General features: G+C 46.3%; 12 protein-coding genes and 4 pseudogenes. 13 read left to right on the top strand and 3 right to left on the bottom strand.

Annotated elements, in window-relative coordinates; all coding sequences use genetic code 11:
- The 12 genes and pseudogenes from ACTRWI_RS13050 to ACTRWI_RS12995 all read left to right on the top strand — a co-directional run.
- Positions 1-1,546 (top strand): condensation domain-containing protein (locus ACTRWI_RS13050; protein ID WP_499131970.1); only part of this gene is annotated, 1,546 nt, incomplete at its 5' end.
- Positions 1,547-1,548: 2 nt separating this feature from the next.
- Complete coding sequence (locus ACTRWI_RS13045) at positions 1,549-10,797, top strand: amino acid adenylation domain-containing protein (protein WP_499131968.1); 9,249 nt, start codon at positions 1,549-1,551, stop codon at positions 10,795-10,797.
- A 264-nt stretch (positions 10,798-11,061) separates the two neighbouring features.
- Complete coding sequence (locus ACTRWI_RS13040) at positions 11,062-12,006, top strand: hypothetical protein (protein ID WP_499131966.1); 945 nt, start codon at positions 11,062-11,064, stop codon at positions 12,004-12,006.
- A 289-nt stretch (positions 12,007-12,295) separates the two neighbouring features.
- Complete coding sequence (gene malQ, locus ACTRWI_RS13035; protein ID WP_499131964.1) at positions 12,296-14,488, top strand: 4-alpha-glucanotransferase; 2,193 nt, start codon at positions 12,296-12,298, stop codon at positions 14,486-14,488.
- A gap of 250 nt (positions 14,489-14,738) precedes the next feature.
- Positions 14,739-15,485, top strand: coding sequence for a 4'-phosphopantetheinyl transferase family protein (locus ACTRWI_RS13030; RefSeq protein WP_499131962.1), 747 nt, complete (start codon positions 14,739-14,741; stop codon positions 15,483-15,485).
- 110 nt (positions 15,486-15,595) lie between these two features.
- The gene (locus ACTRWI_RS13025; protein WP_499131972.1) at positions 15,596-15,748 is read left to right on the top strand and encodes a hypothetical protein; all 153 of its coding nucleotides are present in this window, start codon (positions 15,596-15,598) and stop codon (positions 15,746-15,748) included.
- Positions 15,687-16,156, top strand: a pseudogene (locus tag ACTRWI_RS13020) (IS30 family transposase); the annotation flags it as partial. The gene ACTRWI_RS13025 and the pseudogene ACTRWI_RS13020, both read left to right, overlap by 62 nt.
- Positions 16,157-16,215: 59 nt before the next feature.
- Positions 16,216-16,936: pseudogene (locus ACTRWI_RS13015) on the top strand (IS5 family transposase).
- A gap of 101 nt (positions 16,937-17,037) precedes the next feature.
- Positions 17,038-17,178 (top strand): annotated as a pseudogene (locus tag ACTRWI_RS13010) (IS3 family transposase); the annotation flags it as partial.
- An 84-nt stretch (positions 17,179-17,262) separates the two neighbouring features.
- Positions 17,263-18,015, top strand: coding sequence for an alpha/beta hydrolase family protein (locus ACTRWI_RS13005; protein WP_499131960.1), 753 nt, complete (start codon positions 17,263-17,265; stop codon positions 18,013-18,015).
- A gap of 78 nt (positions 18,016-18,093) precedes the next feature.
- Positions 18,094-18,855, top strand: a complete 762-nt coding sequence (locus ACTRWI_RS13000) for an IS5 family transposase (protein WP_274137115.1) — start codon at positions 18,094-18,096, stop codon at positions 18,853-18,855.
- A 322-nt stretch (positions 18,856-19,177) separates the two neighbouring features.
- Positions 19,178-19,321, top strand: a pseudogene (locus ACTRWI_RS12995) (transposase); the annotation flags it as partial.
- On the opposite strand, the gene ACTRWI_RS12990 reads toward ACTRWI_RS12995, so the two are convergent.
- Positions 19,268-19,570: a hypothetical protein gene (locus tag ACTRWI_RS12990; protein ID WP_499131959.1), complete on the bottom strand. Its 303-nt coding sequence runs from the start codon at positions 19,568-19,570 to the stop codon at positions 19,268-19,270. The pseudogene ACTRWI_RS12995 and the gene ACTRWI_RS12990 overlap by 54 nt on opposite strands.
- 914 nt (positions 19,571-20,484) lie before the next feature.
- Here ACTRWI_RS12990 and ACTRWI_RS12985 point away from each other — a divergent pair.
- Complete coding sequence (locus ACTRWI_RS12985) at positions 20,485-21,609, top strand: tyrosine-type recombinase/integrase (RefSeq protein WP_499131957.1); 1,125 nt, start codon at positions 20,485-20,487, stop codon at positions 21,607-21,609.
- 723 nt (positions 21,610-22,332) lie between these two features.
- Here ACTRWI_RS12985 and ACTRWI_RS12980 read toward each other — a convergent pair.
- On the bottom strand, positions 22,333-23,592 hold the full coding sequence (locus tag ACTRWI_RS12980; protein ID WP_446638935.1) for a Y-family DNA polymerase: 1,260 nt from the start codon (positions 23,590-23,592) through the stop codon (positions 22,333-22,335).
- A 2-nt stretch (positions 23,593-23,594) separates the two neighbouring features.
- Positions 23,595-23,999, bottom strand: a complete 405-nt coding sequence (locus tag ACTRWI_RS12975; RefSeq protein ID WP_446638934.1) for a LexA family protein — start codon at positions 23,997-23,999, stop codon at positions 23,595-23,597.
- Positions 24,000-24,639: the final 640 nt, after the last annotated feature.

The following is a 24,639-nucleotide window of genomic DNA, read 5'->3' as shown; positions in this document are numbered from 1 at the left end:
CGGTGACTCGATTATCAGTATCCAATTGGTCTCACGATTGCGTCGCGAAGGTTTCACCCTGCAGACAAAAGCTGTGTTTGAGGCTCCGACCATACGTCAGTTGGCGCTGAAGTTGGCTGATAACGAATCGGAAGTCGCTATTGACGCAGAGCAGGGGGTGCTGAAAGGCAAATTTGCGTTGCTACCAATCCAAAAGTGGTTTTTCGAGCTATCGTTGGCTGAGCCGCATCACTTCAACCAGTCTTTTATGCTGAGTCTACCAGGTGCAATCACCCGGCACCAGATAGAACAAGCGCTGGAACAGCTGGCCGCTCATCACGACATCCTGCGTGCAGGGTATTATAGCGATGAAAAATGCTCTGGCGGGGAGGAATGGCGACAGTGCTATTACGCTGATTGCAGTGCGGCCATGGCGCCCTTGCAGCAATTGGATGTATCCACGCTGGACGAGGAAGCACTGCAGACGCAGCTTAGTGACTGGCAAGCAGGCTTTGACCTCGCGCAAGGGCCACTTTGGCAAGCGGCGCACTTGACCAGTTATGCCGATGGCAGTGCTCGGCTGTTTTTTGCTGCCCATCACCTGATCATTGACGCGGTGTCGTGGCGTATTCTGGCCGAGGATATTCAGCAGTTACTTACCGGGCAGGAGCTGGCCAGCAAGACCAGCAGTTACCGGCAGTGGGTTGCTGGAGTTCAGGACTATGCTGCTAGCCACACCGCGGAAGTTGGCTACTGGACGACGATGATGGCTGGCCAGGCTGAGCTGCCGGCCCCACAGGAGCCACAACATTATCAGGTGAAGCTGAGCCAGGAGCAGACCGTGCGTCTGCTTCAACAAGCGGGTGGCGGATATAACACCGAAGTCAATGATTTGCTACTGAGTGCACTGGGGCTTGCCCTGTGCGAGACGCTAGGTCGAGATGTCAACCATATTACCCTCGAAGGGCATGGCCGTGAGGCGATTAATAACACGTTAGATGTGTCACGCACCGTGGGCTGGTTCACCACCCAGTATCCAGTGCGGCTGAATGCTGCCGGTGAGCTGGCCGACATTGTGGTGCAGACCAAGGAAATGCTACGTGCGGTACCGAATAAAGGGCTGGGCTACGGGGCTCTGGTGTCGACCGGGGTGCTGGAGGGAAGGCTGCCGGCCATCAGTTTCAACTATTTGGGACAGTTTGGGCAGGAGGCGAGGCAGCAAACGTCTCTGTGGCAACTAACCGGCGAGCTGTCTGGTCAGGATATTGCGCTAAAAAACGGACTGCCAGACTTACTGAGCATCAATGGTGCAGTACACCAAGGGCAGTTGAGCTTTGATGTGGGGGCTAGCTTGCCTACAGAGCTGAGTGAGCGTTTTGTCCATGAGTTCGAGCATGCGCTGAATATCGTGGTTGATCATGCGTGTAGAGTATCAAAGCAAGATACCGTAACTACTCCATCCGACTTCTCTGTTGACGGACTGTCGATAGAGCATCTTGCTAACTTAAAAGAGCAGTTTGAAGCAGAGCCTTCAGATAGCGACGAACTAGAAGTGTTTGAGATTTAATAATGATGATGAAACTGATTAATAAACTGGCACAGGGCGGTATTGCTGTCTGGTGTGCAGGAGATAATTTGCAGGTGGCTGCTAAAAAAAATAGTAGTGGAGAATTGATTGCAGAGTTGAAAACAAATAAAGCGGAATTACTTGAATATCTGCAAGGGTATGAAGTTTTTAGGAAAGAAGATTTTTTAGAGCTCGTTTCTGAAGATAGCAATCCATCAAAGTTAGAAAAGGGAAACAAGATTGTCGCCATTCTTCCTGCCAATAGTCTGCAACAGGGTTTTATTTCTCATCATCTGCAGCATCCGAATGACGATGCCTACTGTGTGCAGCTTCTGACGGATCATTATTATGCGCTCGACATGGCGGCTTATCAGGAGGCCTGGCGCTTGGCGTCACTGCGCCACCCTGTATTGCGCACCGCATTCAATTGGGATGAGCAGATTTTACAGATCGTGACCGCTGAATCGTCCATTAGTGTGAATAACTTTCGGCTAGTTGACTTGTCGGGGCTGTCGAAAGCCGAGCGAGAAGTCCGTATTGGTGTTGAGCAGAAGAAAGATCGTCAGGTGGCGTTTGATCTAACCCAGCCAGGTCTGGTGCGTTTTACTTTGTTTAAGCACCACGAACGTCACTATACGGTGCTTAAAACTGAGCACCATGCGATAGCGGATGGCTGGAGTGGCCCGGAGCTGATGGCTACCGTTGAAGGCTATTATCAGCAGTTGATACAAGGAGAAGTACCGCTGGTCGAGGTGGATAACTCGTACCTAGACGCGCAACGTTACGTGTCAGGCCAGTTGGCTGCAGATCAGGCATACTGGAAAGAGGAAAAGGCGCGCTTTAAAGGTGGGAATGATATCCGACCGCTGCTGGACAGGACGGTCAGCCCGGAAGAATTGCGAGTGGTGCGTGACCCGGGTACGCAGGTTTTGACCATTGAAGACTATGATTATCAGGCGCTGAAGGCGTTTTGCCAGATGAACAGCATTACGTTGAATGTGGCGCTGCAATTTGTATGGCACAAGCTGCTACAGGTGTATACCCAGAGCACTCAGACCATCGTGGGTACCACGGTCTCGGGACGTGACATTCCGGTCGATGGGGTGGAGTCCAGTGTCGGACTGTTCATTAACACCCTGCCACTAGCGCTCGATTGGGTCGATGATTGCTCGATCAGCGAGCAACTGACGGTGTTGCAACAGCAGGTGGCAGCACTGAACAGCCACAGTGCAGTCTCACTAGCTGAACTGCAGAGCCAAGGAGAGCGACTGTTTCACAGCCTGTTTGTATTCGAGAACTACCCGTTGCCGATAAATAAAGAGGTCTCTGAGCAAGCTGTCACTTTCCGGGGAGCGGTCGAGAAGACCGACTATCCGCTGAATATCACTGTTTATGAGCAGAATGAGACCTTGATTTTGCGGCTGGGGCATGATCGTAGCTCGCTGACAGATGAGGGCGCGCGGCGGTTACTCAAGCAGTTGAGGAAACTACTGCAACAAATCCAGACACAACCGGATGTGAGCCATCAGCAGCTTGAGCTGATCTGTGAGGAGGATAAGCAGCAATTGAGGGCGTGGAACCGCTCGGCTGCACAATATCCGCAGGACAAATCCCTGGTTCAGCTGTTTGAGGCGCAAGCCACGAAGACGCCGGAAGCAGTTGCCTTGGTCGTTGAGGGGGAACGTCTGACTTACGGGGAGTTGAATGCGCAGGCCAACCAGTTGGCGCGGGTTATCCGTAGCCAGTACCTGGCAACCCAAGGACACGAACTACTTCCGGACACCTTGATTGCGCTGTACTTCGAACGTAGCCTAGAGATGGTGGTTAGCATCTTAGCAGTGCTCAAAGCCGGCGGCGCCTATGTGCCGATGTCACCGGAGGCTCCAGACGTTCGTCTGGCGCATATCTTGGAAGATACCCAGGCGCCAATGGTGCTGACTCAGGCTGCACAGGTTTCCACCTTGGAGCCCGTGCTCAATGTGCTAGCTTGTGCGCCGCTGTTGCTGCCGGTCGATATCGATACTGTCTTGCGTGAGCTGGAGGCGGACAACTTGGTTGCTATGAGCGGCCCACAGGACCTAGCCTACGTGATATATACCTCGGGATCCACCGGAAACCCGAAGGGCGTACTTAATACGCACAACAATGCAGTACGCCTTTTCCGAAGTACGGATGCTGATTTTTCTTTCGGCTGTGATGACACCTGGGTTCTGTTCCACTCATACACTTTTGACTTTTCAGTGTGGGAGCTGTGGGGGGCACTACTGCATGGTGGCAGGTTAATTGTTCCCACCGAAGCACAGCGTAAGGATGCTGAAGTATTTACCTCGCTCCTCGCTGAGCAGCGGGTCACTGTCCTCAACCAGACACCGACGGCGTTTAATGCTCTTACGCCATACGCCGTCCCTCAGCTAGATAAACTGTCGTTGCGGTCGGTCGTTTTTGGCGGAGAGGCATTGAAATTTAGTGATCTTAAACCGTGGTTTGAAGCTGGCGCTGGTGAGTCCGTCGCTTTCATCAATATGTACGGTATTACAGAGACAACCGTGCATGTCACCTACAAAGCGATTAACGCTTCAGAGTTGGATTTGCCTAGCAGTAATGTAGGCAGACCCATTAATGACTTAAGGGCTTATGTGCTAAGCCCGCAACAACAACTGCTGCCAGTGGGCGCACCGGGCGAGTTATACATCGGTGGCGCCGGCGTGGCGCGCGGTTACCTCAATCGTCCCGAGTTAACGGAGGAGCGATTTATCGCCAACCCGTTTGCCAGCGAAGAAGATAAGAGAAGCGGCTATGATCGCCTATACCGCTCCGGAGACCTGGTGCGATGGCTGTCAGATGGCAACCTAGAATATTTGGGTCGGAATGACTTTCAAGTCAAAATTCGCGGTTACCGAGTTGAACTGGGTGAAATCGAAACTGCGCTGACCGCACAGCCGGACGTGCAGCAGGCGGTGGTGATAGACCGTGTTCGGAAGGGAGATAACAGCGGTGACAAGTATTTGGCGGCCTATCTGGTGGGAGCTGATGGCCAGGTGCTGGATGTGGATGTCGTGCGTGACATATTGTGTACGCAGCTACCGGGCTATATGGTACCAGGGACCTTCACTGTTCTCGATGCTATTCCACTAACGGTTAACGGCAAGGTTGATCGCAGAGCGCTACCCGAGCCGGTGTTGACCAACCAAGCTAACTATGTGGCACCCAGCACAGAGACCGAACATAAGTTATGTGCCATCTTGGCCGACGTGCAAGGACTGGCCAGCGATGAGATCAGCGTCAGTGCCAACTTTTTTGAGCTGGGGGGGGACTCCATTCGTGCTATCCGCGTGGTAGCCAAAGCTAAGCACGCGGGTCTGTCCCTGGCTGTGAAAGATTTGCTCAGCCGGCACACGATAACGGCGCTGGCTCAGGCTATCGACGCCGATCAGCTTTGTGCCGAGACCCTGCAGGATCTGGCCCCGTTTGCCTTGCTTAACCAGAGTGAAAAAGCAGCACTGGCTGATGTGATCACGACAAGGCAGGTGGTCGATGCCTACCCGTTGACCCAATTGCAGCAGGGGATGATTTACCATAATCAGCTGGATGTGGCCAAAGGAATTTATCATGATATTTTCAGCTACCAGGTGCAGCAGGCTTGGGATCCGGCTTACTTTTCAGCAGCCCTGAACGCCTTGGTCAGTGAGCACGAGATCTTGCGCACCACTGTTCAGCTTGATGGAGAGCGCTTACTGCAACTTGTCCGGGCTAGGGTAACACCGCGGCTGGAGATTGAAGATCTGCGAGGGCAAACGCCGGCAGCACAACAGCAGCATGTAGCTGACTGGGTGGCACACGAGAAGCAGCGGCCATTTGACTTGGAGCAGCCGCTGTGGAGCGTAATGGTGCACCTGATGGGAGACAATGACTGGGTGTATACCCTAAACTTCCATCACGCCATTCTCGATGGTTGGAGTGTTGCCAGCCTGAACACCGAATTATTTAATCGTTACCAGGCTGCGCTGAATGGTCAGCCTTGGAGTCGCGCTGAGGCGCCGCTGCCATTTAAACATTACGTTGCCCTAGAGTTGCAAGCCATCCAGTCGAGTGAGGCGCATCAATACTGGCGTGAACAGTTGGCGGATACCAGCCAACCTTGGTGGTCGGGGACAACTAGGCAGCATGTTCTCCACCGGGATATGACCTTTTCGGCCACCGTTAGTGAGAAACTACCTGCGCTGGCGAAGCAACTTGGGGTACAGGAGCGCACGGTTCTGCTGGCTGCTCATATGCGTCTGATTGCTCTTTTGAGTGGGCGGTGTAAAGTGGTGAGCTCGATGGTCAGTAACGGCCGCCCAGAGCATACTGGTGGTGAGCGGACCTTAGGCCTGTTCCTTAACTCACTGCCGCTGTGCTTGGATACACATGATCTCAACTGGGTCGGGTTGATTCAGGCGGTGGAGGCCAAGGTGATTGCCAGTGCCGATCACCGACGCTTTCCCCTAGCGGCGATTCAGCAGCTGGCCGGACAGGATTTATCTGTTTCGATGTTTAACTACGTCCACTTCCATGTCTACAATGAGGCAGCCGAACAGACCCAGCTTTCGCTCTTCAACGGTTTTGAAGAAACCAATGTCCTGCTAGGGCTCAGCTTCTCCAAAGATCCAAGCAGTGGTCAGTTTGGGCTGCACCTCTCTGCCGAGGAAAGTGCCTTCAGTTCGGAATTTGTTGATCGGATCATGGGCTACTGCGAGCAAATTCTTGAGACTATGCTGAGCAGCCCGCAGGCACCGATTGCAAGTGGGCCGGGTGATTTACTCAGTGTGGATGAGCGCCACACTTTGCTTGCTGAGTGGAATGACACCGAGGCACCTTACCCACAGGATAAAACCCTGGCCCAGTTGTTTGAGGATCAGGTTGAGAAAGATCCAGGCGCTGTGGCACTGGTGTTTGAAGACGAGCAGCTAACCTACGCTGAGCTGAACGCGCGGGCCAATCAATTGGCGCGAGCTATCCGCAGCCAGTACCGGGTCACCTATGGTCATGATCTGCTGCCGGATACCCTTATTGCGCTTTACCAGGAGCGTAGCGTGGAGATGGTGGTAAGTATACTGGCGGTGCTCAAGGCCGGTGGTGCCTATGTACCGATATCGTCTGAGGCTCCGGCGGCGCGTATTACTCATATGCTTCAGGATACCCAAGTACCCTTGGTGCTGACCCAGTTATCTTTGGTTCAAAGCATGGTTGTCTTCACTCAGGAGTTGAACATTGCTCCGCAGTTGCTGTGCGTTGACAGCGAGACTGGGTTGAGCGACCTAGCGAGCAGCAACCTTCCACCTCACAGTGGGCCTCAGGATTTAGCTTACGTGATTTATACCTCAGGCTCCACTGGAGTCCCTAAAGGGGTTGCCTGTCAGCATCAGGGAGTAGTAAATGTTGTCACTCATGACGCAATCCAGGTGGGGGTTGATAGCACAGCATCGGTACTTCATAGTCTAGCGTTCAACTTCGATGCCAGTGGCTTGCCACTATGGATGAGCCTGACCCATGGTGCCTGTCTAATTTTATCTCCGGATATCACTCTGACGTCACTCGTGTCACAGCAAGCGGAGCAAGTAACCCATCTCATCACCACTCCGGGGGTGTTAAAACTGTTGTCCCCGGACACTTTTCCTAGGTTGCGAGCTATCGAGCTGGGAGGTGAATCCTGCCCCCATGCACTTGCACGGCAATGGGGTAAATATACTGATGTACATATCGTATATGGACCAACCGAAGCGACCATTCAGTCTGCTACTTGCCGTTTTGATGAGACTGAAGCGGCGGTTCGAATTGGTTCTGCTGTGTCCAACACCCATTTGTTTGTGTTGGGAGAGCAACAGCAACTGTTGCCGATAGGGGTGCCGGGTGAACTGTATATCGCTGGTGCTGGTGTAGCGCGGGGGTACTTGAACCGTCCAGACCTCACCGCCGAACGTTTTATCGCCAATCCGTTTGCCACGAAAACGGATAAAACTAATGGATTTGACCGTTTGTACAGGACTGGAGACCTGGTGCGCTTTCTACCAGACGGAAACCTAGAATACTTGGGACGCAATGACTGCCAAGTTAAAATTCGCGGTTTTCGTATTGAGCTTGGCGAGATTGAAAGCGCACTGACAGCCCTGGATTGGGTGCAGCAGGCGCTGGTGATTGATTGTGAGCATGATGGCAATAAGTTCTTGGCAGCCTATCTAGTGACATCTCATGGCCAGACTTTCGACACCGATGTGGTGCGCAGCAGCCTGAGTACCGCGCTGCCGGATTATATGGTACCAGCGACTTTCACCATGTTGGAGGCTATACCTTTGACCTTCAACGGCAAGGTCGATCGTAGGGCGTTGCCCGAGCCGGAACTCGTAGCGCAGGTTGAGTATGTTGCACCGCACGATGAGTTGGAGGTGTTGCTCTGTAGGATTTGGATGGAGGTGCTAGGGCTGGCGCTGGTTGGTGTTACTGATAATTTCTTCCGAATTGGTGGTGATTCAATTCAGTCGGTTAAAGTAGTCAGTCGGCTGAGCCAATGTGGCTATGACATGACTACGCGTCAGTTGATGCAGAACCCAACTGTGGCCGAATTAGCTTTAGTAATTGAGCGCACTGAGGAAGTGACAGAGGCGGAAGTGAATACGGGTGTATTCGCTCTGCTACCGGGGCAAAGGGCGCTTTTAACGGATTCATTGGATGTAATGCAGTTACGAGGGCAGGCTCAGTGGTTATCTGTGCCGAAAACCTTCAGCGTAGACATGTTAACGGTGTTGTTACAAGCCTGGCTCAAACGGCATGATGCAATGCGCATGGCATTTGAAGAGATAAACGGAACTTGGCAAGGAGTTTATCGTGACATGGCGTCTTGTGATTCGGCTGTCTTCATTGAAAGACACGATTTATGTGATGAGCAACATGCAGAGCAAGAGGTGCGGCTTCAGGCCCATCAGGCGCGCTTGCAGACTGCGTTTGATCTTAATCATCCGCCACTGATTAAATTGGCTCACTTTGAGTTAGGGCATGGAGTACAGCGTGTGCTGTTAGTTGTGCATCCGCTGGTTGCTGATAGCGCATCCTGGCAAATACTATTGGCTGAATGGCAGCAAGCCTTAATTAGCTGGTCAGAGCAGGGTGCCGTTGCGTTGGAGCCATTGACCAGCAGCTGTCAAGCGTGGAGCAAAACTCTGCACTCCGATCTGCGTAGCGAGTCACTGTCCGCTGAGCGTCATTACTGGCAGAACCAGGTTTCGACTAGTCTGCAATTAGTACCCGACTGGCTAACCGAAACCAGTGTGTATACTGCTCGACGTCGTATGTCGCTCACAGTGGCAGCTGATACGACCCTGCTATTATTTCGTGAAGGCCTGCAAGCTTATCGTATTTCTGAAAATGAACTGTTGATGGCCGCTCTTCTACTAGCTTACCGGAAATGGCAGGGAAGCGAAGGACTATGTGTGGCTTTGCCAGCAGGGAGTGTGGTTGGAGGTGATGTCCGTCGTACGGTTGGCTGTTACACAACGCCTTTTCCATTAATTCTTCAAGCGGGTCTTGAGGCTGACTTGAATGAATTAATCACCGCAGTGAAAGCTGCCTACCGAGGAGTCCCTCATGGTGGTGAGGGGTATGGAAAATTACGCTACTTGACTTCGGAGGTACCATTTCCTGCAGGACGGGCCCCTGTGCTGTTCCAGGGCATTGCTCCACATGGCCAGAAAGCTGCTCCTCGCGAGGTGTGGAGGGGGCCTTTGGTCATACAGGGAGAGATTTGTGGTAACTGTTTGCGTATATCGGTTGACTACCAGCCAGCACAGTTATCGCAGCATACGGTAGAGGAGTTTGCTAGGCATTTCAACAATGCTATAGACGCAATAGCTGAGCATATCGTCCAGCAACAACCCATGGCTCTGACGGCTCTGGACATTGAAGCTAAGTTACCGTTGACACCTAATCAGATCGGGGGACTTGCTACAGAGGACGAGGACGGTAGCGCATTCCTTACTTTTGCTCAGGTTAACTTTGTAGGAGAAAAGTGGTGTGAGCTAAATATGCAGCGGGCATTGAATACTCTGGTTGTACACCATGATGCTTTACGAGTGCAAGAGTATTGTCAGGAAGGTAAATTGGGGCAGAGATTGGTGACACATGGAGCAGCGGCGGTTGAATACGTTGATTGTCGAGGAGTTAGTGTTTTTTCAATGACGTCAGAGCTTCAGCTTGCTTTCCAGCGAACCCAAAAACACATCAATGAAAAGCGCCCCTGTTTGTTAAGCCTGTTGGTGGTGCAATTATCGGATGACGAATTACATGGGTTGATCGTAGTGCATCATAGTATGGGAGATGGTTTTTCAATGCAGTTTTTTGCCCAACAGTTGGAGGAGTTATACCAAGGGAACCGAATCTTGTTGGATAATGATCGTTCGCTCTCCTATCGCGAGTATTGTGAACGGTTGCAAGCTTATGCAAGGTCAGAGCAGGTGGCGGTTGTTCTGGAACGCTTATCACGGAATGATGCATATAACCGACAGATACCTCTGATTATCTGTGATGCCCCCGATGAAGACTTTATAGGACGGGATTCAGTTAAAGAACGAGTAACGATTAGCAGACCAGAATTGCGGAATGTTAGTGTTCAACAAGTAGAGCAAGCAGTTTTGCGTGCTGTCGCGCTGACCTGTCTCGAAAGTGAGCAAAATGAGTTGCAGCTAGATTATGTGGTAAATGGTCGTGCGGTTCAGTTTGCGGAAGGAGAGTTAGACGGAACTATGGGCTGGTTATCTCATCATGCATTCTTATTGCTGAGTAAAGCGCGCTTAAAAAGTCAGAATTGGCAACAATGGCTTGCTGGAGAAGTGGCACTAGCGAAGTCTGACTCTATCGCCACACAGATATTGCAGCACAGAAAGTACTATGGTCTGGAGGGGGGGAATGCACTTGCAGTACCTAAAGTGGTCGTTAACCTCAATGTTCAGCGTGGTTTAACATTAGAAAAAAATGTCTTCTCATCCTTATTTGATCATACAACAGGGTTTGGAGATACAGTTAAAAAGCCATTCTCACTCTACTTCATTGTGAATTTTGCACCGGATATGGAGAGACTTGAGCTGTTCATGGAGTACAGTCACAGGCAATTTGAGTCGAAGACGGTACAAAAGTTACTGGAGCAACTGAAATTGCACCTAGAGGACGCATTTGTTGATCTGCTTGAACGGAATGGACACCTTTTAATGAGTCGACCTGTGTAGTGCAAAGAGCGCGGATATCTGTTTGGAGGTAATCCCATTGCTCAGTAGTAGCTATGTTTATTGATTAACAATGGGGGCACCTCCTTAAGATAACGTCGTGGTGTATCACATCACTACAGGTAGAGTGCAGAGATATTGGTTATGTCAGTATACGTTGTATTAGCCGAGCAATACTGGGTGGAGGGTTGTATCGGTGATCGAAATTGAAATTGAGCTTTTAGAAATCAAAAAGAAAGTTGTGTTAGCAAGAAAGAGGGCGTGTCAATGGTCGCTGCAGATGCAGAGTTATTAAAGTTTACAAGGCGTAACAATGAAGTTGATAGAGTTGTCAATATTATACTGGAGAGGGCCGCTGCTGGAAACAACATAGCTCTTGGTTTTGATCTTGATAAAACGCTGATGTACTCGAAAAAACAAGCAGGGCTAAAACAGGTTGCACCTGACGCATATATTGCACCATGGCTGAAAAAGGTATTTCAATCTCTGAACTCTATGGTTGACCCAGTGAGTCATAGGAGAAACACATTATGTTTCACAGTGACGGGAAGAAGTACAGATTTTGCTGCTGAGAATTTAGGTTTATTTGGCTCTGGACAATTTCATAGTGAAGCTACAGATGTATTTAAGGGGGATCGTAAGATCATTAAATCGAGATGGAATTTAGATGCATTAAGACCGCTTATAACATGGGCAGTTCAGGGTATTGATGGATATATTGAAAATGATGAGGGGGTTCTATTGGATAAAAGCCATCATATCTGTGTCATGACAAATGACGATAGCATGGTGGAACATATTCATAAGATGCAAGTCATTGCACATGCGTACAATACTATTCTTGGTGATAGTAAAGAGGCAATAGAAAAACACATATACCTAGAATATGGAGAAGATTATGCAGAGTTTGGTCCCAAGCCTACTTGCAAGGGAAGGGCTATCCAGGAGATCACCCAGCAGTATAGAGAGTTCTTTGAAAACTGTTTTTTAGTTTACTTTGGTGACACACCTGAGAAGGACGGACCCGCAATTGACACAGTGCAAAATATGGGGGGGATGGGGATCGCAGTAGGAGCGAAAAAGTTTGACGATTATTGCTCAGGGCACATTTGCGTTCCCTCTCCAAAGGAAGTGTATTCGATCATTCAAAAAGTGCATGATGGTTTGGCTCATCTAAATGCAGATCAGGGATTGGTTAATTTTAATGCATAAATATCTTCTTATCTTAACTATAACCGCCACGTTGTACTGAGCTGTTGTTGGGCGAAGAAAGTAATACTGAACACTGTACTGGTTGGTAAATTCATTTCTGACCTTTCAATACTTGTTACATTAATAGTATCTGGAAATTATAAGCGGTTAAGTGTTAATAGGTTCAAAGTAGCCATAGCAGTTTCTAGCTTGGCTCAACTAGTGTGCTCACAAACTAATTGATTAGTAATCAATTAAAGTGAAAAAACAACAAGAAATTGAGAATGTTAGAATGCATTCGGAGATAGCGATGAAAAAACAAGCAGTATTAAAACAAGTCGCAGAAATGGCTAATATTGCCGATAGTTACGTTAGTGCTAGGGGCGATGAAGAACTAGTATCAGACGAGACTATTACACGTCTTTTGGCCTCATTGGGCTACGATATAAGCAGCGATGATGAGATGCTTAAGTCAGCAGAAAGAAAACACAAACAAGATGTATTAGCCCCAGTTCTTGTATTGCGTGATAATGAGTCGGTAGAGGTGGCACTGAATCTAGATGTGAGTGCTTGTGAAAGTGAGTTCAATTGGCGCTTGGAAGCTGAGCAAGGGGAGGTAGTTGAAGGTTCCCTTCAATCTCAAGTTGTACGAGACGAGCGTGCGCAGGGTGGCCCTTTAGTGTTTACGTTGCCAAGTGATTTGTCATGGGGATATCACAAACTGATCGTAAGTCATAAACATAGCCAAAAGTTTTATGAAATGACGCTGATCATCACACCAAAGGAGTGTTTCAAACAGAGACAGATCGGACTGGGCAAAAAGCTTTGGGGGCCAAGTGTTCAGCTTTACACACTAAGAACTCAACACAACTGGGGTGTTGGTGATTTCGGTGACCTAAAACAGTTGGTTGCTGATATAGCTTCTCGTGGTGGTGATTTTGTTGGTATTAACCCGATTCACTCTCTGTTCCCTGCAAATCCAGAAGGTGCGAGCCCATACAGCCCTTCTTCACGTCGTTGGTTGAACATTCTATACATTGATGTGACCTCAGTACCTGAATTCGCATTAAGTGCAGAAGCGCAACAAACGGTAGGCAGCACAGAATTCCAACATCGCCTTCAGAAAGCGCGTGATGCACACTGGGTTAATTACACCGAAGTGTCTGAACTGAAGATGAGCATCTTGCCTATGCTATTCACAGAGTTTAAAACTCGTCATCTAGACAAAAATAGTGATCGCGCACACGCATTCCGAGCGTTTGTTGAAGATGGCGGTGATAGCTTGATGCATCACGCGGCATTTGATGCTCTGCATAGTGAATTACATGCTGAAGATGCAAACATGTGGGGATGGCCGGTATTCCCTGAAAAGTTCCGCACATTCGACAGCCCAGCCACTCAGAAATACATCAAAGACAATCTAGATAAAGTACATCTTTACATGTACCTACAGTGGCTAGCAGACTGCCAAATCAACGATGTTCAGTCATTGGCAGAAGAAAAAGGCATGGCAGTTGGCTTGTACCGAGATCTAGCAGTAGGTGTTGCGGACTCAGGCAGTGAAACTTGGGCTGATGAAGGCAACCTAGTGATGGATGTAAGCATCGGTGCTCCACCTGATATCTTAGGTCCACTTGGTCAAAACTGGGGGCTTCCACCGCTAAATCCAGAAGTACTTCAAGTGACGGGTTACGATGCTTACATCAAGCTGCTTCGTGCCAACATGAAACACTGTGGTGCGTTGCGTATTGACCACGTATTAGGTCTGCTTCGTCTGTGGTGGATTCCAAAAGGTGAAGGTGCAACGAAAGGCGCTTACATCTACTACCCAGTAAAAGACATGCTGTCGATTCTTGCTCTTGAATCTCATCGTAACCAATGTAGCGTTATCGGTGAAGATCTAGGTACTGTGCCTGATGAGATTGTTGATATCTTGGCTGATGCGGGTGTTCACTCGTATAAGGTGTTCTTCTTCGAAACATCAGAAGAAGATGGTGGTTTCATCTCACCTGCACATTACGCAGAGCAGTCGATGGCAGCACTATGTACTCACGATATGCCAACACTTCGTGGATTCTGGCACTGTGATGATCTAAAAATGGGGCAGGAGATTGGCTTGTACCCAGACGCGGTGCAATTAGCTAGCTTGTTTGATGATCGCCTAGAGTGCAAACAGGGAATCCTAGATTCGGTAGCGTGGCACGGTTTATTACCTGAAAGTGTCGGCCGTGAGGCGAGCCAAGTACCAATGGATTCTTACCTTGCTGAAGCCCTACAGTTGCACGTTGCTTCTGGTAGCTCAACATTGCTAAGTGTTCAATTGGAAGACTGGTTGGAAATGGACCTGCCAGTAAACATTCCTGGTACTGTGGATGAGTATCCGAACTGGCGTCGTAAACTATCGATGAACCTGGATGAAATCTTTGCCCATCGCGGCGTGAATCGTATCGCTTCAAAACTGACAGATATGCGTGAAAAAGTAAGTAATCTCAGTTCGGTTTAAGTTTAAGCCATCGCTATCAAGCCTGATTTTTCGGTGTTCGTGATGTTAAGTGATGGCTTTTCTGACTTTAAGTAATAAGCGATCAACCCACCAAGTACAATTTGGGTTTACCATCAGTTCGGACTATTAACGCCAACTAGTTGCTTTGGCTCATCAGATTTTTCAAGTATTCGTAGACCAATTTCCCCAAGCTGGTTTAGGTGTCGTAGTATGTTGAGCTAGCTATAATCCCTGTTCTGGAATAAAAACAATGCTGGATATTGAAAAAGTAAAGCCGCATGATCTAAAAAGTATTCTTACTCAACTCAATGTTTGCGTTCTATGGCGGCGTGTGTCGTATGTGTCTCATAATACGCGAGCTTATTGGCTTTCTATGCTTGATAAAAATGAGCGTGATAAGGCTAGTCGATTTCGCTTTGCTGAAGACCGTGATAGTTTTATTGCCGGTCATGCACTCCTGCGTCAAAGTCTATCTTTAATTAACGAAGCTAGCCCCTGTTCGTGGAAATTTTCGAAAGGAAGTAACGGAAAGCCCGAAATCATAGGTAATGTTGATTTACCTCATCTTCGGATTAATCTCACTCATACGAGAGGTATGGTAGCTGTTGCTTTAGGCCTAAATTACAACGTAGGAGTAGATGTTGAGCCTTTATCTCGCCCTATTGAGCGAGAGGTATGGGAGCATGCCCTAGCTCCCATAGAAGCCTCACAACTCCGGTTGATGCCTGCTCATTGTCAGTCAAGGGCCTTTATGGCCCTTTGGACATTTAAAGAGGCGCTAGTTAAAGCGTCCGGGCAGGGCTTGAGTGTGCCGTTAAACTCTATTGTTTGCAGACTCTCTCCTCCTCAGCTTCTTGAATCTGGCTCATTACTAGGGAGAGCAAATGATTGGAAGGTTTGGCAACATTATCAGGATAACTCTTATGTTATAACAGTAGCGGCTCATACTTTTGGGGCATCGGGAGTTAACTGTAAATTTATAGAGGCAAGTCACTAATTAGAAAAGGCTTAGTGTAGGGTAAGGGGCTATGTTTGAAGTGTTCTGCTCCAGTCAAACTGGACACTTCATTAAGTGACACCCGATTTCAGATAATAAGTGCGACATTCATGGATAGCTGTAGAAGAGGAAGCCAACTACTGAAAGTGGTACGCTCTTCTCGCCAAAGAAACAAGCAGTACTACCATGACTTATCAGCAGTTGACCGAGGGCAGAAGGTACCAGATTTCTGCTCTATTGAAACGGGGAATTTCGGTTTCTAAAATAGCTAAAATCGTTCAGTGCCATCGCTCTACGGTATATCGGGAGCTTAAACGCGGTAGCAAAGGGAGTCATTATTGTCCGATCGAAGCTCAGGTATTCTCAACCAAAAACGCACATCAGCGCGTAAATATAGAATACCAAAAGAGCGTGTTGATTTTATCCGCCTCCTTTTAGAAGCGGATTGGAGTCCAGAGCAGATTTCCAGTGTATTAACTAGAGTCGGTTCCGCTGTAAGCCATGAGTGGATCTACCGATTTGTTGCGCAGGATAAACGCTTAGGAGGCAAGTTATATCGCCACTTGAGGCAAGGTCACAAGCGGTATCGTCGTGGTAGAAAAGAGAAAGCGCAAGCGATCAAGAATGCTGTTTCTATCGATGATAGGCCAAGCATCGTTGACAGTAAGGAGCCACTTAACTCAGTGTCCAAAACTGCCGGGGCAGATCAAAACTCTATAACCAAGTTTTAATCAATCGCGGTTCACTGACATTTTTGATTGGTGATGAAACCGTTCAGCTATGGAAGTAACTCAAGCAGGGTTCATTAACTCTATTTTTTAGCTCGCTCAAATAACGTTGTCATGCCGTCATTATTCATGCATTAGCAGACTAGCTGAAACAGTCAACGTTGCGTCAAGACAAAAACTAAAGGTACAAGCCTACATTTAGCCATTGATGCGACAGGGCTAAAGGTCTATATTAATGGTGATTGAAAGGTAAAAAAGCACAGCACTGACGGGAAGAGCCTTATCTGGAAAAGGTTATATTTGGCGGTCGATACAGACACGCATAAAATCATTGCCGCTGAGTTAAGCTTATCGAATGTGAGCGATGGTGAAGTGCTCCCCAATTTGCTCAAACAAACTCGCCGAAGAATCGTAGAGATATCTGGAGATGGTGCTTATGACACAAGAATGTGCTACGAAGTCATTCGCATCAAACGTGCCACACCGCTCAATCCACCAAGGGAAGGTGCAGCCTTCTGGGAACAAGGTCATCCTCGTAATTTAGCCGTCGGTTGCGAGAAGCTATATGTTTAAAATAAGCATTGGAAAAAGAGGTATGGCTACCATAAACCTTCGCTCTCAGAGACGGCGATGTTCCGTGTAAAGAAACTGGTTGTTGGGACGTTAAGCTTAAGAGATTACAATGCCCAAGTTGGCGAGAGTTACGCCATGATAAAAGCATAGAATAAGCTTACAAGGCTAGGTATGCCTGAAACGATAGTGATCGCCTAACAATTAGTCATATTAGGCACGCTTTTATCTGAACTCGAATTAGGAAACAAAGCCAATATAAGTCGATAATGACAAGAAATGAGATGCGTCGAACGGTCTTCGAATACATTGAGGTTGATTATAGTCGGACGAGAACGCACAGTGCTTTTGGGTATCTAAGCCCAGTTAACTTCGAAAAGCAAAATTTCGCTTAATGAAGTGTCCAGCCCAACAGGAGCAGATCAGACAACTACCTTAAAAAATACTGGGAAGATGAAATCACAGATATTGGAAAGTATATGGAAGAAATTATAGTAGAAAAAAGTAAACTAGGTGAGATTGTATACTTGTACTACTGCAAAAGAGAATCAATAAATAAACCTTTGGTCATCATTTCTCATGGAGCTGGTAATGACAAATATGAAGGTTCAAATTTGGCCTTAAATCTGGCTTTTCAAGGTTATTGCGTTATATGCTTTGATGCATTTAAACATGGTGAGAGACATGATCGCAGTGCCCCAAATACTAGTAGTCATTCAAGTTTTAACAAATCAGCAGCACATGTCATTAAGCAAAGTTCTGATGACATTAAGTTGTTAATTAATCGTTGTAAGTTAGATGATCGTGTAGATCAGTCTAGAATTGCATTGGTAGGTATCTCCATGGGAGCAATGTCAACCTTTTATACACTAACTAAAAGTCAGGATATTAAAGTAGCTATTTCAATTCTCGGCTCCCCAGACTTTGTTGGTTTAGAAATGTACGCTCTAGAAGATAATTCGACCAACAAGGTTCTCAGCCAAGATGAGAAAAATGGGATTAGATATATGGAAGATATCGATCCATATTTATATTTAGTCAGAAATGAAAACCGGCCCATGCTAATCATAAATGGCGAAAAAGATGACTGGGTTCCTGCTCATTTTTCTGAAAATTTTTATAAAAAAATCAGAGCAAAATATGAGAAACATCATATTCAATTAGATTTTTTCTTATATGACGAGTCACATTATTTTTCTAATGAAATGAGAGAACATACTAGGGCGTGTTGATCTTTCGTGAGTATTTTTTGAACAGCATGGTAAAGAGTTATAATTTGCTTCGCCAAAAGTAAAACCATAACCAATACCATGCCAAGAACAATGCTAACTGATATTCGCTGGGAACTGCTACTCCAAGTTATGAAAAGTACAGGTCGTATTTACGATAAAACTGAACATCGAATGACATTTGAAGGAATACTTTATCGAATGAGAACAGGTATTCCTTGGCGGGATCTACCCTCTGAGTTCGGAGAGTGGAGTACCGTTTACAGACGATTTAATCTTTGGTCAAAGAAAGGGGTTTTAGATAAACTTTTCAAAAGCTTATCTAGCATGGCTGATTTTGAATGGGTCTTTCTTGATGGTTCTATAGTTCGAGCGCATCAGCATAGTACAGGTGCAGCGACTGAAAGCTCAGAGCAAATAGGAAAAAGTTGCGGGGGCAACTCAACCAAAATTCACTTAGCCGTGGATAGTGGTGGCCTGCCGATTTGCTTTGATTTATCAGAAGGACAACGCCACGATATAGTGCATGCCGAAAGCTTAGTTGAGCAACTCGATGAAGTTAATACCATCGTTTGTGATAAAGGATATGACAGCGAACCTTTCCGCACTTTTGTTAAGGAACGTGGCGGAGAAACAGTAATTGCTAAACGCAATTACGGAGAAGATATAGACAAAAACAGTATGGATTGGTGTCTATACAAGTATCGTCACTTGGTCGAAAATGCCTTTGGGAGAATTAAGCATTATCGAGCTATTTCAAGTAGATATGACAAGCTAGAAAGGAATTATGCCAGCATGTTATCGCTGGCATTCATGTTAATGTGGCTACCGATGTATTGTTGAACGCGAAATGTACAGCAAAGATCAACACGCCCTATAAAGTGGTTAAATAAAAATCTGTAAGTTCTCTTTAAATTTTCAAGGTACTCCCCCTTCTAGCAGTGCAGTTGTTACGGCTTTGATGTGATGGACGCACCTCCTTTCTAACGTCGTTGTACCAAACTAATAGTACAACCAGTCAGAACAGGAGTAACAAGTATGTCTATTAAAGTTGTCGGTATTTATATAGCAAAAAATCTCCTCCAAGTATGTGAGTTAAGTACTGATGGACAAATTTTGTCAAAAAGAAAGATAAAGCGAGCAGTGGTCTACAGAGTTCGAACAGTGGCGTAAGCGTGACCTCGGTAAGCGTCGCTATGTTTACGTCTGGGCTGATGGTGTTTACTGTCACGTTAGGATGGACGATAAGCTCTGCTTACTCGTCATCATCGGCGTGGATGACACAGGTCATAAAGAGGTTCTTGGCGTTCTGGTGTCGGAGGACAATAATTATAAATATTGTCTTCCGACAATCAATTAGGCGCGTTTCAATACCTTCACGGTTCTTCTGGCTTTGCTCAAGCTCGGTTTTTAGTTTAGTTATTTCTATGTCTTTCAAAGAATTGGAAGTGTTCGCTGTTTGCAACTGAACACCAGCTAACTCAAGGTCACCCTCAGTTTTCAATAGGAGTTCGTTGGCCAGATCTGCTTCATCTTTATTACATGAGTATGTCGGCATTATGCTCTGTGTCTTTGGCCGGACTTAACCGAGTAATTTCAGGGGTATTGCGCACTTTTCCCCGAAAAGTTCGTTTATGGTATTTCTGGCTTCCAAAGCAGAAAAAGCAAAGAGAAAGTGTCCAGTTAGACTTTAGACCTGCTTTTTACCCTGTCAATCTAATCAACTTCAAACTCTAAACTTACAGGTCTTAGGCCTGTAACTGACGCTTGCATAGGGTAAACCCTATATTGACTCTCAATTTATTAAAAAAACGTACTAAACCATGCTCAAAAGCCAGAATAAACTTTTCGAGGGAATGTGCGCAATACCCCTTTCAGTAGAGTAGAGAGCAATTGAACGAACTCAACACTAAAGCCATGCTGCGTATATCTTAGCTTGAGTATTCCATTCACGGACATCTACATTGATTGTGCTGGTAGATTTCACATCAGGCATCATCAATAGCACATTTCGCACACTGGTTTTTTCGCCTTTAACGAAGAGAGATTCACAAATCGCGAAAACACGCTGGCGTGGTTGTAACTGTTCTGCCGTTACCGGTAAGGTCTTTCTGTGTGCTGATGCAGCTCATTGGATGGTACTCAAGTTCAGATTTGGATTTCATACATTTTAATCGAACATACATCGAACGAACACTTGTTCGCTGTTCGATAGTGCTATGTGAGCCATCGTACCTTAATCGGAATCTTATTTTATCTGGTTGCAACATTACTCTGCCCTACTCCGCCTAATTAAGTGACACTGTAATGCTTTTACTAATAACTATGTAGCGGTTTATTGTTCATGAGATTCAATACTTAAATATCTCAGTTTTTTTAGATCTCAGATAATATACTTTATATGTGATCTAGAAAAAATACAGGGAATTGGTTAGACTGTAACAAACTACGAAAGCATAAGTTGGAAATGATATGGTCGGTACTGAAATCTCACTTCATACGGACTTTTCCCGTTTAAGGCCAGAACATGTTCATCAAGCGATCATGCTCGCACGAAAGCACGGTACATCGAACGAACAGTACCAAAAAATTCAAGATGCTATTAACCATCTTTTGAGAGAATTCAATAAACGTGAAGAGCGTTATGCTAAGAACTCACTTTCTCAGCTCTACAGCAACTGGTCACGGTTTGAGAAATGGTGTCACGAGCATGAGCATCACCCACTGCCAGCAGCCGCAGAAACCATCGAATTATTCTTTGAAGATAAGGTCGACAAGTTACACCGTAACTCAAACCGATCTTATGCGTGGGCCATTTCAAAAATTCATCGTATCTCGGGTTGCCCGGATCCATTTCTTGATGAAATCGTGCGTGATAAGATGGCCGGTATCTTTCGAAGAAAAGTTGAGGCGGGAGAACGAATTGTACAGGCTTCAGCGTTTCGAGAGAAACACTTAGATAAGATAACCGAATTATGGCGTCATTCACCTAGCCTACGGTATCGTCGTGATCTGGCTTTGCTGACTATTGCTTATGAAACCCTACTTCGTGCGTCGGAAATCGCAAATATCCGTTTTGGCCACTTAGAGTACCCAGGTGACGGAACGGCTTTGCTGACTATCCCTATAACTAAATCTAATCATAGTGGCGAACCAGATACAGTGGTGTTTAGTCCAGAAGCTGTTGATATCATTCATGAATACGTAGAATTAGCAGGCCTTGATGACACAGATGAACAAGCTTTCTTGTTCGTCGGTGTGAGCCGCCACAACACGCCATATAGACCAAAGTTAATCGACCCAGCTCACACTGAAAGCGGCAAAAAACATAAGAAAATGACGTCATGGACTATCGAGCAGATCTTCAATAAAGCATGGGAAGCCCTTAATTTGGGTAAGGTTGGTATTGCCACTTTTACTGGCCACAGTGCTAGAGTTGGCGCGTGTCAGGATTTATTGACTGATGGATACACCATCTTGCAAGTGCAGCAAGCTGGACGTTGGTCAACACCGGCTATGGTGATGAGGTACGGCCGCGGAATATTGGCAAAAGATGGTGCAATGGCGCAGAAACGCGCATCTAGAGGACGAAAATAACCAGTCAGTTTAAACCCTAGTGCTGATTGCTGCTGGGAGTTATTACCAGCCAAAGCATGTTGCACTTCTCTGTCTTAGATTTTAGTTCAGGATAGAAGCTATTGAAAACCTCCCCAAATCAATTTAGTTATCGTTCGGGTATTCCTTAACAGAAATTGGCACACACTCATTCCATACTGCTTGGTCAGGTTTTGAATAGATTTCCGTGGTTTTTGAGTTGCTATGGGCCATTCTTTTTGTAGCACTGAACCCTTTTTCTTCTATCATTCGAGCCGCTAAGGAACGAATTTCACGTTATGTCGATCTTTGGTTACTTGGTAGAGAGGGTCACAATCTTTTGCGACCTTTGTATTGGTTTCATGTGAATGATATAAGGGCAGCGTATAGGGGACCATTTCTCATATTTATCAATGAGCCCCTGCTCTCCTGAAAGAAATATTTGTTGTTCGAGACATTGGTAAAGCCGTTGAGCTGTAGAAACGATTTTTATTGAAGTTATATCTTTGCCTTTAACGGGAAGGTTTGAACTGCAATTCTTTCTCGTCTGACTGGTGCATAGGTATTGTGACCTTACATTGAAAATACTTGCCTCGCGGCAGCTGATTACCCACAGGAACGTGCGAAATCCACTCATCGAATGCTAGTTTAGCCCGATACAAGCATGTCAAATAAAGAGCTTGAATTGGAGAATAACTTGCGAAGCACAAACGCAGTTGGCAGAAGTTAGCAGGCGATTCTAGGTAAGTCGCTCCATTTAGTGGTGTATTGCGGAGACAGCATTTCGCGGCGCATACCCCAAGACTGTCTTGTGGGTGTTCCTTGCGCAGCCAGAAAGATAGTGTCCATTCCGTACTTTGCGTTTATCTGATCAAACGAAGCCATTAACTTTGCGTTATTGGGTTGTGGGTTAAATAAGTCGGCTTGCTCATGTCTTCCGTCAACGAGGTCAATCAGCCCAACACCGACTTTGTAGTACTGAACATCTTCTTTGTAGAGTGTTTTTGCCAGAGCGCAAGCCGCACTGGTTAAGGTATCCACATCAGCTGTCGCGTACTCAAATTTGTGAATCGCTTTGAAACTAACCGGCTTTTCGTCAAAAGGTGAATTTCCTGCAAAGCAAACCAACACTTTACAAAGTGACTGTTGAGCACGGATCTTTCGCGATGCAATGCCCACATGCAGACTGATAGCTTGTCTAAGCTCATCGAATTCCGTTATGCGCTTACCCAGACTGCGGGTAGAAAAAACTTGTTGTTTGTCTGCTCTTGCTATGTCGAATGGAATACACTTTTCACCATTGAGTTCCCGTATTGTGCGCTCAACACTGACATCGAATTCTTTTCTCGCTTTTGAAGGTGAAAAATTTGCTAGTTGCGCTGCGGTAGTGATCCCCATAAATTGCAATGCTTTCGTTCGCTTGCGACCAATCCCCCAGACTGAACCCACATCAATAGCCTGGAGAACACATTGGGTTTCTTTCACTGAATCTAAAACACATACCCCCTGATAACCAGGGAGTTTTTTCGCTGCGTGGTTGGCTAATTTTGAGAGGGTGAGCGTCGGGCCGGTTCCCACACAGACCGGGATCCGACACTCTTTCCATATTGCTTTTCGAATTGCGGCGCCATGCTCTCGTAAACAAGGGATGTTTATGCACTTGTCCAGGTTTAGGAAGCTTTCATCGATTGAATAGATCAGTTGTTCAGGTCCAAAACGTGCAATCACTTGCATCATGCGCAAGCTCAAACTGGAGTACAGTTCATAGTTAGATGAGAAGACTGTAACGCCATGTTGGTCACATAATGCCTTGATTTTAAAGTAAGGTTCGAACTTTGGAATGTTCAACGCCTTCGCTTGATTGTTTACCGCAACGGCACAACCATCATTGTTACTGACGGTGATAACCGGCTTTCCACGTAAATCAGGTCTGAAGACTTGATGACACGAATTGTAGAATGAATTGCCATCTATTAATGAATACATGATTAAACCGAAAACATTGTTGATACACGGTGGAGTCTGATGGAACTCGCTAATACCCCTTCTATTGCGAAGGAATCTAGTTCATCAATTCTTACCGGCTTCATTGATTCATTCGCACTCAGCAAGCGACGTCCTTTGATATCTAGGATTTTACAAACCAGTTCACCGTTTAGATTGGCAATGATAATATCGTGGTCTTTCGCAGTAAGGGCTCGATCTACAATCAATACATCACCTGAAAAAATCCCAACTCCTTGCATGCTATCTCCCTGTGCTAGAGCTAAAAACGTTGATGAAGGGTGTTCCACCAGCAGTTCATCAAGGCTCAATTCCAGTTGTTTATATTCTGCAGCTGGGGACTCAAAACCCACCACGCCTGCACTCACTGGATAAGTTAATATATTCACAATTAATACTGGTTATTTATACAGTACCATTCTAGCCCCGAGTCTAGATAAAAGGCAAGAGAATGTCTCACTAGGTAACTATCGCAATTGAATTAATGTGTGGCAGAGGTTGAGAGGACGACATAATAAATAAGAGCCCTGTATACGATAACATAATATAATATTGTGTATTTTTAGGTTTCACCTAAACGATGTTAAGTTGTTTAAATCAAAGGGAAAGTTAAGAGGTCACTATGCCATTAGGGGGTATTACGCTCTATTTCCAAAAAAGTTCGTTTATGGTGTTTCTGGCTTCCAATGAAGAATAAATCAAAGAAAAACATTAAGTTAGACTTTAGACCTGATTTTTACCTATCAATCTAATCAAATTGCAACTCTAGACTTACGGGTCTTAGCCCTGTAACTGACGTTACATAGGATATACTCCAGAGGCATAACGGTTCTTCGTACAAAATTAATCAATAGTACTTTGATATTCGCATTCATAGTTTCGCTAGACCTTAAAGGGCATAGACTGAAAGCTAAGTCTGGAACTTCTTCTGAAATGGGCGCCTCCCCTATTACGGTCAATCCCTTTAACCTTCTCCACTGACACGCGTTACATTGTCACATTAAATTGACGTTCAACACGAATTAATCC

This window comes from Pseudoalteromonas sp. G5_S1_14_S5 (assembly GCF_054968605.1).
Note: the sequence above shows the minus strand (reverse complement) of the source record. Positions and strands in the feature narration are given on the sequence as shown.